Source organism: Alkalibaculum bacchi, assembly GCF_003317055.1.
Lineage (GTDB): Bacteria > Bacillota > Clostridia > Eubacteriales > Alkalibacteraceae > Alkalibaculum > Alkalibaculum bacchi.
On sequence record NZ_QNRX01000001.1, the window covers coordinates 179,397 to 195,336 of the forward strand.

Consider the following 15,940-nt stretch of genomic DNA (forward strand, 5'->3'; position numbering starts at 1 on the left):
ATATTAATATCGGAATTGTTGAGTATAATTTAATAGTAAACCAAAAAGAAAAAATCCCCAAGGGATTTTTTCTTTTTGGTTTACAGCTGTAAGTGGAATACTCAAACCACTTCTCGCCTTTGGCGAGTTATGGTTTTGCTTACCACGTTACCACCTTACTATCTTACTTAAGATTCTTCACTCTTTGCTCTTTACTGAGTATATTCGTAATTCTTATGCCGAAGTTTTCATTTATAACTACAACTTCGCCTTGTGCGATGAGTTTTCCATTTACGTAAATTTCTAATGGTTCATCGGTTAGTTTGTTTAATTCTATAATGGAACCATTTCCGAAGGACAAGACTTCTTTAATTGTCTTGCGGGTTTTTCCAAGAACTACACTAAGTTCTAGGGGCACGTCCATGATTAAATCTAGGTTTCTAGGTGCTTTTCTCTCCTCAGAAGGCTTTGTAAGAGGTGGAAATGCAGGCTTTTGTACGGATATTTTTTCTGTACTTACCTCTTCTGCTTTCTCTATTGAAGGGATTTCCTCAATGTATTCTTGCTCCCCTAAAGAATGGGGTGATTGTTCTATTGAAGAAGTCACCATAGTATCTCCCATGAGTAAAGTAGAAATTTCATTTACTGTTTCTTTCGTAAAAATTTGCATGATCTGACTTTGTATCAATCCTTCTACATTTAGATCAAATGCAATTTTACACATATAATTTTCCTTGCTAATCTCTGTAATATCAAAATCTAATTCATTAGCCCATAAGGAAACATCAGGAGGGAGAATATCTACATCTCTTCCTAACATCGTAGCCATAGATGTAGATGCAGACCCAATCATCTGGTTCATTGCTTCTGCGACAGCGCTTAACTCTAGCTCAGAAAGAACATCCTTTTTATTCGTTCCATCTCCACCCATCATTAAGTCTGCAATAATTGTGGCATCTGTAACATCCATCATGAGTAAATTGATGCCCTTTAGTCCTTCTTTATATTTTATATGTGCTACAACTTTAGGAATATCGCATTCTTTTATAATCTGCTCAAAAGGTATCCAGGAAACCCTGGGTGTAGTTATTAAAACTTTTTTATTAAGTATAGAAGAAAGGGTTGTTGCTGCTGTAGACATAGAGATATTACCAACTTCTCCAATAATGTCTTTTTCTGTTTCACTTAACTGAGACTCTTCTTCATCTACAGAACTACTGCCTAGTAGAGCGTCTATTTCCTCTTGAGATAAAAAGTTTTGGTTCATTGCTCAACATCCTCTTCTACATATTGTAATACTTCTACTGCTAATTTTCCGTTCATTTCACCAGGTCTAACATAATAGTGCAACTGATTCTCTACGCACATTCGAAGTGGAGAATTTGTTTGAATATCTAACTGTATAATATCTCCTTCTTCTAGTTGCAAGAAATCATCTATAGTAATAATGGTCCTTCCCAACTCCACTTTTAATTCTACATCAGAATGGATTAGACTTTGTTCTATTAATCCTCTATTTTCATTGCTTTGATTCTTATCTAAATCAAACCAGTTTTTTAAACTTAATTTTTCCATAATACTTTCAATGGACATATAAGGTATACATATATTCATAAAACTCTTGTGTTCATGTATCACTACGGAAAAACTTATTAATACAACTGGTTCATTAGGTGACATATTTTGAATTAATTGGGGGTTTGTCTCTAAATCATCAATAACCGTCTCAATTTCTGCAATTTCGTTCCATGCTGCTTCAAAGGCTTTTAACAAACTCGAAATGACTTCCTCCAGTATTCCCACTTCAATATCCGTAAAGACGTCTTTTCTAGATATATTTTTACTAAAATCACTTTGAGACCCACCACACATGAGTTCAACAATCTGCATGCAAAGTTGGGGGTTTAATTCTAACATTTGATTCCCATTTAAAGGCTTTGAATGAAATACACCTAGCATTGTTGGATTAGGAGTTGAACGAATGAATTCATCAAAACTAATTTGCTCTACAGCTCCCAAACTCAAAGCAGCATTGACGCGGATCTGACTTGTCAATAAATTGCCAGCGATTTTTGAGAAATTCTCAAAAATCATATGCAATGTATTAATGTATTCCTTTGAAAGTTTAATTGGGCGCCTAAAATCATAAGGTTTGACGCGATTTTTTTCTTCATCCAGCTTTACAGCTTCTGGGTCTAGTTCTCCAGTATTTAATGCTTGTAACAGCGTGTCTATTTCTTGTTGTGATAAGACTTCATTCAAATCTATCCCTCATTTTCAGCAAGTAATATCCCTATATCGATGATATTGACAATGTACTCATTTAGTTGAATGATACCTACTATTCCATCAACTACTTGTGTATGAACCCTTTCAATATTATCTGCTTCTATCTCGATAACCTCAATAACATCTTTTACTAAAAGACCTACTTTTTCATCTTCATCATTAATAAGAATAATATTATTATAGCATCTATCATCTTCTTTGCGCAAAAGTTTACATAAATTAACGAGAGATACTACATTTCCTCTTAAATTAATAAGACCTTCAATCCAGTAGGGTGCACTAGGTACCCTTGTAGAAGGGATATTTCTACTAATTTCCTCTACATGTTCTGTATTTATAGCATAGTATTTGTCATTTAATGTGAATACAATAATCTGCATTTTTTTCAACTCCATTACTGTAACGCTTTATCAATTGATTGTATGACTCGGTCATTATCAAAAGGTTTGACGATAAAGTCTAGGGCTCCAGCTCTTATGGCATCCATTACCATAGATTGTTGTCCCATTGCACTACACATAATAACTTTAGCATTAGGATTTACTTCTTTGATGCTCTTTAATGCAGCAATGCCATCCATCTCTGGCATAGTGATATCCATAGTTACTAAATCTGGATTTTCTGTTTTAAATTTCTCTACAGCTTCGACACCGTTTTGAGCTTCTGCAACGACCTCGTATCCACCCTTTTCTAATATATCCTTTAATTTCATCCTCATAAAAATCGCATCATCTACTATTAAAATTCTCTTTGACATGATCTTTTCTCCTTTCAAACACCTAATATTTTGAATAATTTTTTTAGCACGCCTGGTTTGGGAATAAAGTATAAAGAAGACTCTATTCTCTCACCTTGATAAAGAAATTCATTTTTTATAATCATAATATTTTCGTCGTATTGCTCAGACTCTATATAAGCACTACTTAGTATCGCTCCAAACATATCCTCACTTAATGAAGGTACAGAAGAAATGAGATTTACATTGACCATCTTTGAGATGGCATTTAAATAAGAAGATACTACAATATTGACTAATTCCTTCAAGGTCGAATGATTTAATTCTTCATTTTTCTCTTTTATAAAATCAGGCAACATCATTTGAATCAAGGCTTTAGATGCTTCTGGCCTGGTTACAAATAAGTAAATCCCTTCTGCGTCTCCTAACATTCTCATCATAATAGCATCAATCAAGGTATCTTCAGGCATGATTTTATTAAATACATTATTGTAATTTAAGATTTCAATAGTAGGTACTTCCATACTAACAGGTTTGCCTATTAATTGAGATATGCTCGTAGCTGCATTTCCCCCACCAACATTTGCCAATTCCTTTATCGTATCAATTTGTAAAAGAGTATAATTATCCTTATTCAAGATATTCTCCTTTCACATCTTTGCTTAGATTGCTCACATCTAAAATAAGGGTAATATCTCCATCTCCAAGTATGGTGGCGCCTAGATACTCTCTCATTTTGCCGAGAACTCTACTAAGCTTTTTAATAACGATTTCTTGTTGTCCTATTAGATCATCTACTAGGAGTCCATAATATTGATCTCCTAATAAAACTAGGATAATATGTTTATTTGTTCGTTCAGATTCAATACCCAAACTTTTATTTACCCTTATAATTGGAATGGCCTTATTTCTATAAATATAAACCTCACTATTATGAGATTGCAAAATTTCGTCTTTTTCTACTTTTACAACTTTTTCAATAACGCCTAGTGGCAGAGCAAAAGTCTCTTCCCCTACATTTACAAGAAGGGCCTGGATAATAGATAAGGTCAGTGGCAATTTAATGACAAAAGTGCTTCCCTTATTGACTTCTGTTTGTACCTCTATGCTACCACCTAATTTGATGATTTTCTGCTTGACCACATCCATTCCTACGCCTCTACCTGAGACATTGGTTACTTCTTTTGCCGTAGAAAATCCCTGACTAAAAATCAGGTTCACCATGTCTCTAGGGCTCATACCTTCTGTACTAATGCCTTTTCTCATGGCGCTTTGCTGTACTGCTTCTGGATCAATGCCTTTTCCGTCATCGCTAACAGTTATAACTACGCGATTACCTTCTTGATAAGCAGAAAGCTTCACAGTTCCTACTTCAGGCTTTCCTAAAGCCACTCTCTCTTCTACGGATTCTATACCGTGATCTGCTGCATTTCGAAGTAAATGTATCAAAGGCTCGCCAATTTCAGAGACCACTGTTCGGTCTAACTCTGTATCTTCACCTTCTATGACCAGTTCAATTTCTTTGTTTAATTCTTTAGATAAATCTCGAATCATCCTTGGGAACCGATTAAATACTACATTTACTGGCTGCATTCGAATCTTCAAGACTAAATCCTGTAGCTCCGAGGTGATTCTTGCAACATGTTCTAAGTGTTCATTGATTTCCGTAGTTTTAAAATCCGTACAAAGGTCTTCTAATCGAGTTCTATAGATTACCAGTTCCGAGACCAAATTCATAAAACTATCCAACTTACTCAGGTCTACTCGTATGGATTGATTAACATGATGAGCATTATTTTTGTCTTTGTTCTTTTCAATCTTATTTGCAGGCATAGGAGTAATATTTGATTCCTGGATTTCCTCTTTAGGAACCTCTTCTGCAACAGTTAAGGTGGCAGCAACTTCACTCTTTTCTACGCTCTCGATGATTACTTGTTCAATCTCTGCTATATTTCCAATAGTCTCCTCTATTTCAGATCCTTCAAGCCTTGTTAGATAAATTAATGTAAATCGATCTTCAAAATTACCCTCTTCTAGATCTTCCGCTGAAGGGCTTAATTGGAGAATTTCTCCTCCTTGTTCTAGTCTATTGATGATTAAAAAAGCCCTTGCCCCTTTTAAAAGACTGTCCTTAGAAATGCGAACACCTATATGGAAAGCATTGTACTCCTTGTCTTGAGCATTTTTTATAACAAATAAATCCGTGTCACTTATATCCTCATCCATCCTAAAAGTCGACTCTTCTTCCTCTTCATTATCCTGTGTGTTGTTTTGCTTGGCTACTTGGTCAAGAACTTTTACCAAGTCCTCAATATCAAAATCCGTATACTTCTCTTCCCTTAGATCTTCTACAATTTCAGATAATTTGTCTAAGCAACTTAGAAGTAAACTGATGATTTCAGAATCAATTGTAGAAGCTCCACTGCGAAATAATTCCAACACATTCTCCATATGGTGAGTTAATTCTGCCATGCTTTCGTATCCCATTGTGGCTGCCATTCCCTTAAGAGTATGGGCTGCTCTAAAGATTTCATCTATGAGGCTGCTATCTTGAGAATCTTTCTCTAATTGGAGCAAACAATCATTTAAAGTCTGCAAGTACTCATCTGTTTCCTCAAAAAACAAATCCCGATATTTACTATTGTCGTCCATGTGTAACCCTCCTATCTATAAACTATATCTTTTCATAAATAAATGTAGATAATTTTTTTAATCCAATTTCCTTTGGATTGTAGATGCTTTCAGTGGCACCTGTAAAAAGTACTCCTCCGGAAACTAGAGATTGACTTATCTTTGCATAAATTTGATCTTTGGCTTCGTTTTTAAAATAAATCGTTACATTTCTACACACTACGGAATGCAGATTCTTTTCGTATTGATCTAGTATGAGATCGTGTTTTTTAAAGGACACCATATTCTTAATTTTTTCATCAATAACATACTGATTGTCCTGTTGCATAAAATAATGAGCCAAATCTTTTGAGCTTACATTTTTCAACTGATGATCGTAAAATACTCCCTTCTGAGCTTTCTTCAGGATATTATCATCAATATCTGTTGCAAGAATCTTATTTCCTTTATATAAATTGTATTTATCTAGTATTATTGCTATAGAGTAAGGTTCTGCGCCTACGGAGCAAGCTGCACTCCAAATATTTATACTTCTAAATCTAGGAATAAGCACATCTTTTATTACTGCTTCATATTGTTCAAAAATCTCTTTATTTCGAAAAAACTCTGTAACATTAATGGTGATATAATCTAGAAATATATTTTTTGTTTCCTGATCTTGGCTAATGAGTTTTGCATATTCTCTTAGATCAGATGCCCCAGAATTTTTCATGATTGTAGCAATTCTTCTCTGAAGCTGTTTTTCCTTATATGCATTTAAGTCTATATGTAAATTTGATTTAACCCAACTGTAGAAGAAATCAAAGTCTAAATTCATCTCAACACCCCTACATGTCTACTTATACTGCTTGCAATATCTGGTAAGTTCATAATCTTATCAATGACATTAGAAGATATGGCGTGTCCCGGCATACCAAAGACCACACAAGACTCTTCACTCTGAGCGATGGTATATCCTCCAGCTTTTTTGATTTCTTTAAGACCTATGGTTCCATCTCTGCCCATTCCTGTCATTATTACGGCTAGTAATTTGTTTTTGTATACTTTTGCAGCACTTGAAAACAGATAATCTACTGCTGGTCGAACCCCGTAAATCTTATCTTCTTTATTCAATCGAATTCTATTTTTATCTATTGTCATATGAAAATCTCCAGGGGCAAGGTATACCGTTCCCGCTTGTATGAGCATACCTTCCTCTGCTTCTACCACTTTAAGAGATGTTTCACGATCTAATCTTGCTGCAAAAGAGGTAGTAAAGCCTTTTGGCATATGTTGAACAATAAAAATAGGTACCCTAGCTTTTGAGGGCAATTTATGAATAAGTTGAGTAAGGGCCTTAGGCCCACCAGTAGATGCTCCTATGACTACTGCTTCGATCTCATGTGTTTGTCCATAAGATGTACTGCTATTATTCTGTTTATTGAAATGCTTACTTTCCCTTTTCCCTAAAACAGATTTGATTTTATTTTCTAATTCTACTTTTAAATCACCCAGGTTCGATTTAATATCTTGCGGTTTTTCAATAAAATCTACAGCTCCTATCTGAAGAGCTTCAATCGTAATATCGGCTCCAGTATGAGAACTGATCATAATCACCGGAATATTGTATTTTTCTTTAATAATTTTTAATGTTTCTAGCCCATTTAATTTAGGCATTTCTACATCTAAGGTGATGATGTCTGGTTTAAGTTTTGGAATAATTTCTAGAGCATCTAGTCCATCACGAGCAATGCCAGCTACTTCTATTCCTTGCATTTCTTTTACAGAATCGGAAATCACTTTTCTCATGAAAGCAGAATCATCGACGATTAGTAATTTTGTATTCATATTTGTCTCCCTTTATTTAGCTAATTCATATTGACTTCTTTGAGAGCTATAATATTGTTATTTCTCTATTTGCTGTTCTTATTTTCACTACAAAACTCTCTAAATCCACAATCATAGTCCTTCCTATGCTCCCACCTGTATCACTAGCCAAAATAGGAATGCCTAATTCTTTTAGCTTTTGTTGGACAGCCAACACATTTCGTTCCCCAATATTGGTATTTGTTTTTTTATCGGCAAAATTAAACATACTGGCTCCTCCTGCAATCTTAGCTACTAGATTTGCATAGGATCTACCCTTTGTAATCTCGCTCACCATCTTAGGTATCGCTAAATCAGCAAACTTTTCAGGTTTTAAATCTTTCATAAAAAAAGTACTGTCAGGCAACATAATATGGCTTAGACCTCCTACTTTGCTACTTTTATTGTAGATGGCAATTCCCACACAGGAGCCTAATCCTAAAGTAATCAATTTATCAGGCGATTCTCCTATTTTATAGTCTGAGATCCCCACTTTTATTTCATCAGACACGGTTCTTCACCACTCTTTCTGTGGAGAAGTGATATTCCAATTTAAAGGGCATACTCAATACCTTCTCTAATTTCTTTTTCTTGCTCAAGGGTAAACAATCGATCTATATCTAAAACAATGATAATATCGTCATTTGTCTTAATAAAACCTCTAATATATGCTTTTGAAATAGATATATCTCGATTCATTTTTTCATATTGATTTGGTTCAAAACTGCTTATTTCCTTAATATCTTCTACTACAAATCCCATTTGCTTTTCTTTCCATGCAGCGACAATCACCTTTTTACTGTCTGAATTTAGAGAGTCGTTATTATATAATCTCTTTGTCAAATCAATAATAGGTAAAATTTCGCCATTATGTTGTATCACACCTAGTAAATAATCAGATGCTTCTGGTATTTTCTTAGGCTGTTGAAATTCTATGATCCGCTCAATTTTTGAAATATCAAGAGCAAAATGTTGACCATTGTTTATAAATACGATAAATTGTTCCATGGCAATTCCTCCTATTAATACTATATGTACTATATCGTGTTTTTCTTTTATTAATTAATATATTTCGACACAAATTATTAACTATTATCAAAATTTGTCGATATTGTTTTTATAAATATCAAATATATATCAAATATTTTTCAAATATTTTTCAAATTCAGTAAGTGATTAAAAATAGTATGATAGATAATAAATCTAGAAAGGTCGATAACAAATGAGATTGGTGCCAATAAATTCGATCTTGCCAGGGGCAATATTATCGAAAACCATATATAGTAAAAGTGGGGCTTTGCTACTCAGAGCCGGATATCCTTTGCATGAAAAGATGATTGATACCGCACGAAAAAACGGAGTAGAGTTTTTATATATTGAGGATTCATATAGCGAGCAATTAATTGACAATATCATCAGACCAGAGTTAAAAAAAAGGGCAATTTATACAATAAAAGAAAGCTTCAAACAATTACACAAACTATCTACTGAAAGCAATCCTAGTTCAGTAAAAAGTAATGAAATCATAAATAATATTTCATCTTTAGCTGGTGAATTAGTAGATAATGTATTATTTACTAAGCAAATTGGTTTTCATTTAGTTGATATAAAAAATAGAGACAACGATACCTACAACCACTCCGTGAATACAGCATTATTGGCAATCGTATTAGCAATAGAACTTGGTTATGAAAAAAAACAATTGCAATCTATAACAGTGGGTACACTCCTTCATGATCTCGGGAAATTATTTATTCCAACAGAAATTTTGTTAAAACCAGGAAAATTGACCTTTGAAGAATTTGCAATAATAAAAGAACATCCTAAACTAGGTTATGACTATTTGAAAAATCAAGTGAATATCGATTCTATTGCTCTATCAATTGTTTATGAACATCACGAAAAAGCCAATGGCTTAGGTTATCCTAATAATTTAAAAGCAAAAAATATATCTCCTTTTGCAAAAATAGTTTCCATTTGCGATGTATATGAAGCCTTAACTTCTGATAGAGCTTATAGAAAAGCGGTATCACCAAACGAAGCTTTAGAATTACTTATGGGTTCTTGTGGAACAGATTTTGATTTAAACATGGTAAGCTCGTTTATCAAGAGAATCAATCCTTACCCTGTAGGTAGCATAGTCAGATTAAGCAATAAGGATCTTGCAGTAATCAAAAAAACGAACCCTAAATATGTTCTTCGTCCTGTAGTATCTGTGATAAACGATAACTGCACAGATATAAATTCAATGGATTTAGATTTGATGGAACGGTTTGATGTAGTAATAGAAGAATTATATAGCGAAGCACAAGAGAACGTGCCTTCGACGCTTTAGTCGCTGGTTATTAGTCGCTAGTCTTTCGTATTTAGTCACTAGTATTGGGGTATTTCTTTGGGGTCAAGATCCTTCGCTTACGCTCAGGATGACTGGGCAGGAGCTAGAGGCAAGTCTTATAGATTAAAAATTCAATTATATATAAAGAGGACTTAAAATTAAAAATGTAGGCTACTAGTAGCCTACATTTCTCACGTCTCACCACTCAAATTAAACATTGAATCGGAAAAGTATTACATCGCCGTCTTTGACTTCATAGTCTTTTCCTTCTACTCGGGTCCAGCCTAATTCTTTTGCTTTTACGTCGGAACCTGCTTCCATTAATTTTTCATAAGGGGTAATCTCTGCCCGGATAAATCCTCGTTCAAAATCAGTATGAATTTTTCCAGCGGCTTGTGGGGCTTTTGTTCCCTCCGTTATAGTCCACGCCCTTACTTCCTTTGGTCCTGCTGTAATATAAGTAATTAAACCTAGCAGTTTATAACCGGATTTGATTACTTTGTCTAATCCCGACTCAGATAAACCTAATTCCCTTAAAAACTCTTCTTTTTCTTCTGGCTCAAACTGAGATATTTCTTCTTCAATACTAGCACAGATTTTTATTACTTCTGAACCCTCATCTTTGACATACTCTTTTAAGGCCTTGACCATTTCATTGTCTTCACTTGCTACGTCTTCTTCTGAGACATTTGCAATGTAAAGGACAGGTTTTGTAGTGAGCAGCTGAAGAGATTTAATGATTTCCCACTCATCTTCATCAAAGTTCTTTTCTGAGGCAAACTTGCCCCCTTCTAATATCTCTTTAATCTTTATGAGAATTTCTAATTCTACTTTATCGCCTTTATTGCCTGATTTCGCATTTTTAGAAGTTTTTTGAATTCTTCTTTCTAATACTTCTAAATCTGAAAATATTAATTCAAGATTGATGGTCTCTAGATCTCGAGTAGGATCTACTTTACCATCTACGTGAACAATATTCGTATCTTCAAAACATCTTACCACATGAGCAATGGCATCTACTTCACGGATATTAGCCAAAAACTTGTTGCCTAGACCCTCGCCTTTACTAGCTCCCTTTACTAGACCAGCAATGTCAAAGAACTCAATAGCTGTTGGTACGGTCTTTTCACTATTATATAAAGCTACTAATTTATCTAATCTGTAATCAGGAACAGATACTACGCCAACATTTGGTTCAATTGTGCAAAAGGGATAATTTGCTGACTGGGCTCCTGCTTTTGTTATTGCATTAAACAAAGTACTCTTACCTACATTTGGTAAGCCAACGATTCCAATTTTCATTTACTACTTCCTCTCATGTATTGATATGTCTATTATACATGAAAAAGTTCCAAGTTGTATAGTTCTAAAAAGCGCTTTTCGGTCTTGAACAATCGTTGTTAAAAACAAAAGATCCTTCGTCGCAAGCTCCTCAAGGATGACATAAGCAGTAGCTTGGGTCTATTAAGTGCCTTTGGCATCTAGAGCCGACTCCAACGAACTACTCTGTCATCCTTGAGCGCAGCGAAGGATCTTATATATCTCGCCTATAGGCGAGTAAAGTTTTTCCTTTCTGCTTTCTGCTTTCCACTTTCCGCATTCCGCAGTTATAGAGTTAACACCGATTCATCTGCCTCTATAATTTGAAGTATTTGTTCTTCTTCGCCGGTTTTTGCATTGATATAAATGATAAACCATTTGTAATTATAGGTTCCCTTTAATTCATAGCAAAGTACTTCTGATTTAAAATCTGTTGGTATAATGGCCAGTCGTTCACTGGTTAATTCAAAGTCCTTTACTAGATTCTCTTTCGCTTGTTCCATCGTAATGACAGGCTTTTCTATTTCTCTCTCATGATGAGCGTAGTGGAAACCCTGCGCTTCGATTCCTAAAAATCCGCCATTATCAAGGGCTATTTGAACTTTAATCAAATCAGGATAACAAAGGACATCTCCTTCTGTATAAGCATAATTGAATACGCCTACATTAGAATATTTTTGATAATAGGAGTTCTCCATATTTTTGTATCCTTTTTCTTTTAAGAATTCATCTGCCTTCTTTTGGGCTTCTTTCATAGATAATTTCTGCTGATGAGGTACTCTATTCATCATCGCTTTAAGCACATGACCACCCTTTTGTGTGATCTCTACATATGCGCTTTCCTCTTGATCTTTTATTTTAATATTATACTTATACGCTTTTATGACACCCTCAACATTACCAGAGCTTTCTACCTCTTCAACATTTTCACTACCGATAAACTCAATTGCCTTTTTCTGGCCTTCTTCTATTGTAATTTTTTCCCCTTCTATCCACTTAGGTTCCACTTCTGAAATGTGATCCGAAAAAGGTCCATCATATATTAACTTAGGGTAATCTTCCATTTCTTTTTGTACTGTTGTAAAGTTTCTCATAACTAGATTTTCAGCTGCTTCATCTAAATTTCCTTCATTGCTTTCTCTAGAGCCTTCTGCAAATGTAATCTCTCCTGAGGTGACGCTTTCATTCATTTCCTGTAATTGTTGAGATAAATAACTACAACTATTATTTAGCCTTTGAAAATCATTTCGCTGTTCTTTCGTCAAAGTTCCAGAGTCCATATGAATTTTTGCCATTGAATACGAAAAATCTCCAACTTGATTTAAAAACTTAGCTGTATCCTTTAGTGTAGAGTGAGTAAGTGGCAATCTACCCAAATAGGTTTGAGCTAAATCGGCCTGTCTCCAAACTTCTGTCAACAGTTCAACAGACATAGAGTGAGATGAACTGACTATAGCCTTTGACATATTGGTCTCTATATTTTTTACAGTACTGAGCAATGATTGAAAATCATATTGATAATTATTTTCTAATCTTGTTCGGTAGCTTGTTGTCTCCTGTCTTTGTTGATAACCGAATACACCAATGCCTATTAAAGCTACCAAGAGAACACCGATAATAATATTTTTATTCTTCATAAATATCCCCCCTAATCACAAAATACGTGCTTTCCAATTTCTGCAATAATCGGCCTAGATAATATCCACTGATTCGTAGACGTTACTGGATTGTAATAGTATATAGCCCCACCAGAAGGATCCCAGCCAGCCAATGCATCATTTGCAGCCTTAACGGAGGACTCTGAAGGCTCTAGGTATATTTGACCATCTGAAACTGCATCAAATGCCCCTGGTTGATAAATTACACCACTTATGCTATTAGGGAATTCAGGATGATTTACTCGATTTAAAATAACTGCGGCTACTGCAACTTGTCCTACATAAGGTTCTCCTCTCGCTTCTCCATTGATACATTGTGCTAGTAAACGGGCTTCACTCCTATTTCCACTTGCTTTCTTTGGAGAAGAAGTGCTCCTACTTTTATTGACTAGATTCCCTAAACCCAATTCCTTTAATGTATTTGCACCACAAATTCCGTCTACATCCAAGCCATTTTTTCGCTGAAACTTTTTTACAGCCTCTTCTGTTCTCCAGCCATAATATCCGTCTACACCGTAGTCATAATAGCCCCATTCTTTTAATTTTCTTTGAACTTTTCCAACTGCATCAGGATCGCTTCCATAGTAGATGGCATTTTGCGCTAATACGGATCCTTCTACAAATAGGAAAGCGAGAATTGTTAAAGTTAACAGTAAAGTAATCTGTCTTTTCTTCCTAACTTTCATAATGAACCTCCTACATATTAAAACATTGACACGAATGTGTTTAAAATTTTCAAGGTTATTTTATGTTTAATTGTCTTATTTATACAAAAAGAAATAACGCATGAGTGTTATTTCTTTTTGTATAAATAGCGGACAGCGGAACTCTTTAGCTACTATTGGTAGCATTTATAAAACTTGTAGAGCAAAAGGATAAATAATAGTTTTCCATCAATGAGATAATGAGAATTTAAATTTCTCGCCTATAGGCGAGTTTTCAGCTTTCACCATTCCGCTTTCAACTTTGCAAAATCTCAATATTCCAGCTTTCTAGCTAGAAAGATTCACCAAATAAAAAAACGCTAGCTATATACTATCAGCTAACGTTATTTTTATTGCTTGTTCTATAATATATTCAAGTCTTTTTTGATCTCCAAGTAAATACAAATAGCCCAGTAAAGCTTCGAACCCTGTGGCTAGCTTGTAGTCTATTAATTGGGTGTGTTTGGGAACGGTTTTTGGAGAGGAGTTTCTGCCTCTTTTTATTATGCGAATCTCTTCTTCTGTTAATTCCCCTTCTATAGCATTTACAACACTCTTTTGTGCAGTAGCCTTCACAAATTTTATGCACTTTTTATTGAGCTCATTTACCTTAATAGGGTGTTTTAAAACTAAATATTTTCTGATACAGATTTCATACACTGCATCTCCTATATAGGCTAAGGTGAGTGGATTCATGGCTTTGACCTCTTTTAAGGAAAGGTTCTTTGAAAACAGGTCAAAACAATCTTGATTTTCTAAATTCTCTTCCACTTTACACCTTCTCTTGTATCTTCTAAAACAATGCCTTTGTCTTTTAATTCATCTCGTATTTGATCAGATAAGGCAAAGTCCTTTTGGCTTCGAGCAATTTGTCTTCGCTCTATCATTTCTTCGATTTCAACATCTAATAGTTTCTCTTCTTTTTTTGTCACAATTCCTAGGACTCCTGTCAATTCTGTAAAAAGATCTAATGAGGCTTTCACTGTTATTTTGTTGCTCTTCTCGTCGATATTGGTATTAATCGCTTTAATCAATTCAAAGATTACTGCAATAGCTTCAGCCGTATTGATATCGTCTTCCATAGCATTTTTAAAAGCTTCTTTGTATTTTGGCAATCTCAAAGCCCATGGTTCTATTTCATTGTTATTTTCTTTTGCTTTTTCCAATAAGAACAACAAATGATCTCTAGTATTGTACAATCTATTTAATGCTGTGTTCGATTGTTCTAGTAAATCTTTACTAAAGTTAATTGGATGACGATAATGGGCGCTTAACATGAAAAAACGCACTACTTCTAAGTCGATTTCCTGGGAAATGTCTCGAATAGTAAAAAAATTCCCCTTAGATTTGGACATTTTTTCGTTATTTATATTGATATAGCCATTGTGAATCCAATAATTTGAAAATGTTTTATCTGTAACCCCTTCTGTTTGCGCAATTTCATTCTCATGGTGAGGGAAAATTAAATCCTGTCCACCTCCATGGATGTCTATCGTGTCGCCTAAGTACTTTTGACTCATTGCGGAGCACTCAATATGCCAACCTGGTCTACCATTTCCCCATGGACTTTCCCATGAAGGTTCCCCTGGTTTTTCCTTTTTCCATAGTGCAAAATCAAGAGGGTCTTCTTTTTCTTCACTGATAGAAATTCTTGCGCCTTGCTCTAGATCTTCAATAGATTGTTTAGACAATTTGCCGTATTCTTTAAATCTGTTTACCCTGTAATATACATTTCCATCTACATTATAGGCTAGACCTTTATCCACCAATTTTTGAACAAAGGAAATAATAGCGTCCATATTTTCACTGACTTTAGGGTGCATTGTGGCCCTTTTGACTCCTAAACCATCGGCATCAATAAAATACTCTTCAATATATCTTTCAGAGATTTCCGATGCTTCCACACCTTCTTCAATGGCTTTATTAATAATTTTATCATCTACATCTGTAAAGTTCTGTATATAAGTAACTTCATATCCTATATATTCAAAATACCTTCTTAAAACATCAAAAATAATAAAAGGCCTAGCATTACCAATATGAAAAAAGTTATAAACCGTAGGTCCACATACATACATTTTCACCTTATTCTCTTCAATAGGCTTAAATTCTTCTTTCTGTTGGTGAATTGTGTTATATAATTTCATTTTTCGCTCCTTGTTTGTTCAATAGTAATAGTAAGTAATCAGACAGAATCCGTGCGTTAACCTATAGTTGAACAATTGTCGAACAATAGTTCAACGATTGTCATCAACTATACTTAAACATAAAGTTACAAGAATAGCGCCTGTGGCGCATTAGCCGCTAGCTAGTCTTTAGTCATTAGTCATTAGTCTTTAGTCACTAGCATTTGGATTCCTTTTGGGTCAAGATCCTTCGCTTGCGCTCAGGATGACTAGCAAGAGCTAGAGTCTAAAGTAGAACTTTCTAATATATAAAAAGC

16 protein-coding genes are annotated in these 15,940 nt (G+C 34.6%); 1 reads left to right on the top strand and 15 read right to left on the bottom strand.

What is annotated here, in order from left to right:
• Window positions 1-163 precede the first annotated feature (163 nt).
• Genes fliY through DES36_RS00945 form a run of 10 tightly spaced genes read right to left on the bottom strand, consistent with a single transcriptional unit; the run spans window position 164 to window position 8,488 of the window.
• A complete protein-coding gene (gene fliY / locus DES36_RS00900; RefSeq protein WP_113919338.1) occupies window positions 164-1,246 on the bottom strand; it encodes a flagellar motor switch phosphatase FliY in 1,083 nt (360 codons plus the stop codon).
• Window positions 1,243-2,241, bottom strand: a complete 999-nt coding sequence (gene fliM, locus DES36_RS00905) for a flagellar motor switch protein FliM (RefSeq protein WP_113919339.1) — start codon at window positions 2,239-2,241, stop codon at window positions 1,243-1,245. Before fliM ends, fliY begins: the two co-directional genes overlap by 4 nt.
• Before the next feature lie 2 nt (window positions 2,242-2,243).
• Window positions 2,244-2,648 (bottom strand): chemotaxis protein CheW, encoded by a 405-nt coding sequence (locus tag DES36_RS00910; protein ID WP_170128124.1) that lies wholly within the window; start codon window positions 2,646-2,648, stop codon window positions 2,244-2,246.
• 14 nt (window positions 2,649-2,662) lie between these two features.
• A complete protein-coding gene (locus DES36_RS00915) occupies window positions 2,663-3,025 on the bottom strand; it encodes a response regulator (protein WP_113919341.1) in 363 nt (120 codons plus the stop codon).
• A gap of 14 nt (window positions 3,026-3,039) precedes the next feature.
• Window positions 3,040-3,642 carry a chemotaxis protein CheC gene (locus tag DES36_RS00920; protein ID WP_207657409.1) on the bottom strand — a complete coding sequence of 201 codons (603 nt, stop codon included), beginning with the start codon at window positions 3,640-3,642 and terminating at the stop codon, window positions 3,040-3,042.
• Entirely contained in the window at window positions 3,635-5,656 is a 2,022-nt protein-coding gene (locus DES36_RS00925) for a chemotaxis protein CheA (RefSeq protein WP_113919343.1), read from the bottom strand. The genes DES36_RS00920 and DES36_RS00925 overlap by 8 nt, the downstream gene beginning before the upstream one ends.
• A 22-nt stretch (window positions 5,657-5,678) precedes the next feature.
• Entirely contained in the window at window positions 5,679-6,452 is a 774-nt protein-coding gene (locus tag DES36_RS00930) for a CheR family methyltransferase (RefSeq protein WP_113919344.1), read from the bottom strand.
• Window positions 6,449-7,462, bottom strand: coding sequence for a protein-glutamate methylesterase/protein-glutamine glutaminase (locus tag DES36_RS00935; RefSeq protein WP_113919345.1), 1,014 nt, complete (start codon window positions 7,460-7,462; stop codon window positions 6,449-6,451). Before DES36_RS00935 ends, DES36_RS00930 begins: the two co-directional genes overlap by 4 nt.
• A 46-nt stretch (window positions 7,463-7,508) precedes the next feature.
• Window positions 7,509-7,991 (bottom strand): chemotaxis protein CheD, encoded by a 483-nt coding sequence (locus DES36_RS00940; RefSeq protein WP_113919346.1) that lies wholly within the window; start codon window positions 7,989-7,991, stop codon window positions 7,509-7,511.
• A gap of 41 nt (window positions 7,992-8,032) precedes the next feature.
• Window positions 8,033-8,488: a chemotaxis protein CheW gene (locus tag DES36_RS00945; protein WP_113919347.1), complete on the bottom strand. Its 456-nt coding sequence runs from the start codon at window positions 8,486-8,488 to the stop codon at window positions 8,033-8,035.
• 214 nt (window positions 8,489-8,702) lie between these two features.
• On the opposite strand from DES36_RS00945, the gene DES36_RS00950 reads away from it, so the two are divergent.
• Entirely contained in the window at window positions 8,703-9,815 is a 1,113-nt protein-coding gene (locus DES36_RS00950) for an HD-GYP domain-containing protein (protein ID WP_113919348.1), read from the top strand.
• A 210-nt stretch (window positions 9,816-10,025) separates the two neighbouring features.
• Here DES36_RS00950 and ychF read toward each other — a convergent pair whose 3' ends face one another.
• The 5 genes from ychF to cysS all read right to left on the bottom strand — a co-directional run bounded on the left by ychF (window position 10,026) and on the right by cysS (window position 15,644).
• Window positions 10,026-11,117, bottom strand: a complete 1,092-nt coding sequence (gene ychF, locus DES36_RS00955; RefSeq protein ID WP_113919349.1) for a redox-regulated ATPase YchF — start codon at window positions 11,115-11,117, stop codon at window positions 10,026-10,028.
• A gap of 305 nt (window positions 11,118-11,422) precedes the next feature.
• Window positions 11,423-12,772 (bottom strand): germination protein YpeB, encoded by a 1,350-nt coding sequence (gene ypeB, locus DES36_RS00960; RefSeq protein ID WP_113919350.1) that lies wholly within the window; start codon window positions 12,770-12,772, stop codon window positions 11,423-11,425.
• An 11-nt stretch (window positions 12,773-12,783) separates the two neighbouring features.
• Window positions 12,784-13,479, bottom strand: coding sequence for a spore cortex-lytic enzyme (gene sleB, locus DES36_RS00965; RefSeq protein WP_113919351.1), 696 nt, complete (start codon window positions 13,477-13,479; stop codon window positions 12,784-12,786).
• A 342-nt stretch (window positions 13,480-13,821) separates the two neighbouring features.
• The gene (locus tag DES36_RS00970; protein ID WP_341457112.1) at window positions 13,822-14,268 is read right to left on the bottom strand and encodes a Mini-ribonuclease 3; all 447 of its coding nucleotides are present in this window, start codon (window positions 14,266-14,268) and stop codon (window positions 13,822-13,824) included.
• Window positions 14,253-15,644, bottom strand: a complete 1,392-nt coding sequence (cysS, locus tag DES36_RS00975; RefSeq protein WP_113919352.1) for a cysteine--tRNA ligase — start codon at window positions 15,642-15,644, stop codon at window positions 14,253-14,255. The genes DES36_RS00970 and cysS overlap by 16 nt, the downstream gene beginning before the upstream one ends.
• Window positions 15,645-15,940 lie beyond the last annotated feature (296 nt).

Bases quoted from the DNA above. Each gene is read 5' to 3' on its own strand.
- fliY (WP_113919338.1), bottom strand. From the start codon at position 1,246: ATGAACCAAAACTTTTTATCTCAAGAGGAAATAGACGCTCTACTAGGC.
- DES36_RS00910 (WP_170128124.1), bottom strand. From the start codon at position 2,648: ATGCAGATTATTGTATTCACATTAAATGACAAATACTATGCTATAAAT.
- DES36_RS00915 (WP_113919341.1), bottom strand. From the start codon at position 3,025: ATGTCAAAGAGAATTTTAATAGTAGATGATGCGATTTTTATGAGGATG.
- DES36_RS00925 (WP_113919343.1), bottom strand. From the start codon at position 5,656: ATGGACGACAATAGTAAATATCGGGATTTGTTTTTTGAGGAAACAGAT.
- DES36_RS00930 (WP_113919344.1), bottom strand. From the start codon at position 6,452: ATGAATTTAGACTTTGATTTCTTCTACAGTTGGGTTAAATCAAATTTA.
- DES36_RS00935 (WP_113919345.1), bottom strand. From the start codon at position 7,462: ATGAATACAAAATTACTAATCGTCGATGATTCTGCTTTCATGAGAAAA.
- DES36_RS00945 (WP_113919347.1), bottom strand. From the start codon at position 8,488: ATGGAACAATTTATCGTATTTATAAACAATGGTCAACATTTTGCTCTT.
- DES36_RS00950 (WP_113919348.1), top strand. From the start codon at position 8,703: ATGAGATTGGTGCCAATAAATTCGATCTTGCCAGGGGCAATATTATCG.
- ychF (WP_113919349.1), bottom strand. From the start codon at position 11,117: ATGAAAATTGGAATCGTTGGCTTACCAAATGTAGGTAAGAGTACTTTG.
- ypeB (WP_113919350.1), bottom strand. From the start codon at position 12,772: ATGAAGAATAAAAATATTATTATCGGTGTTCTCTTGGTAGCTTTAATA.
- sleB (WP_113919351.1), bottom strand. From the start codon at position 13,479: ATGAAAGTTAGGAAGAAAAGACAGATTACTTTACTGTTAACTTTAACA.
- cysS (WP_113919352.1), bottom strand. From the start codon at position 15,644: ATGAAATTATATAACACAATTCACCAACAGAAAGAAGAATTTAAGCCT.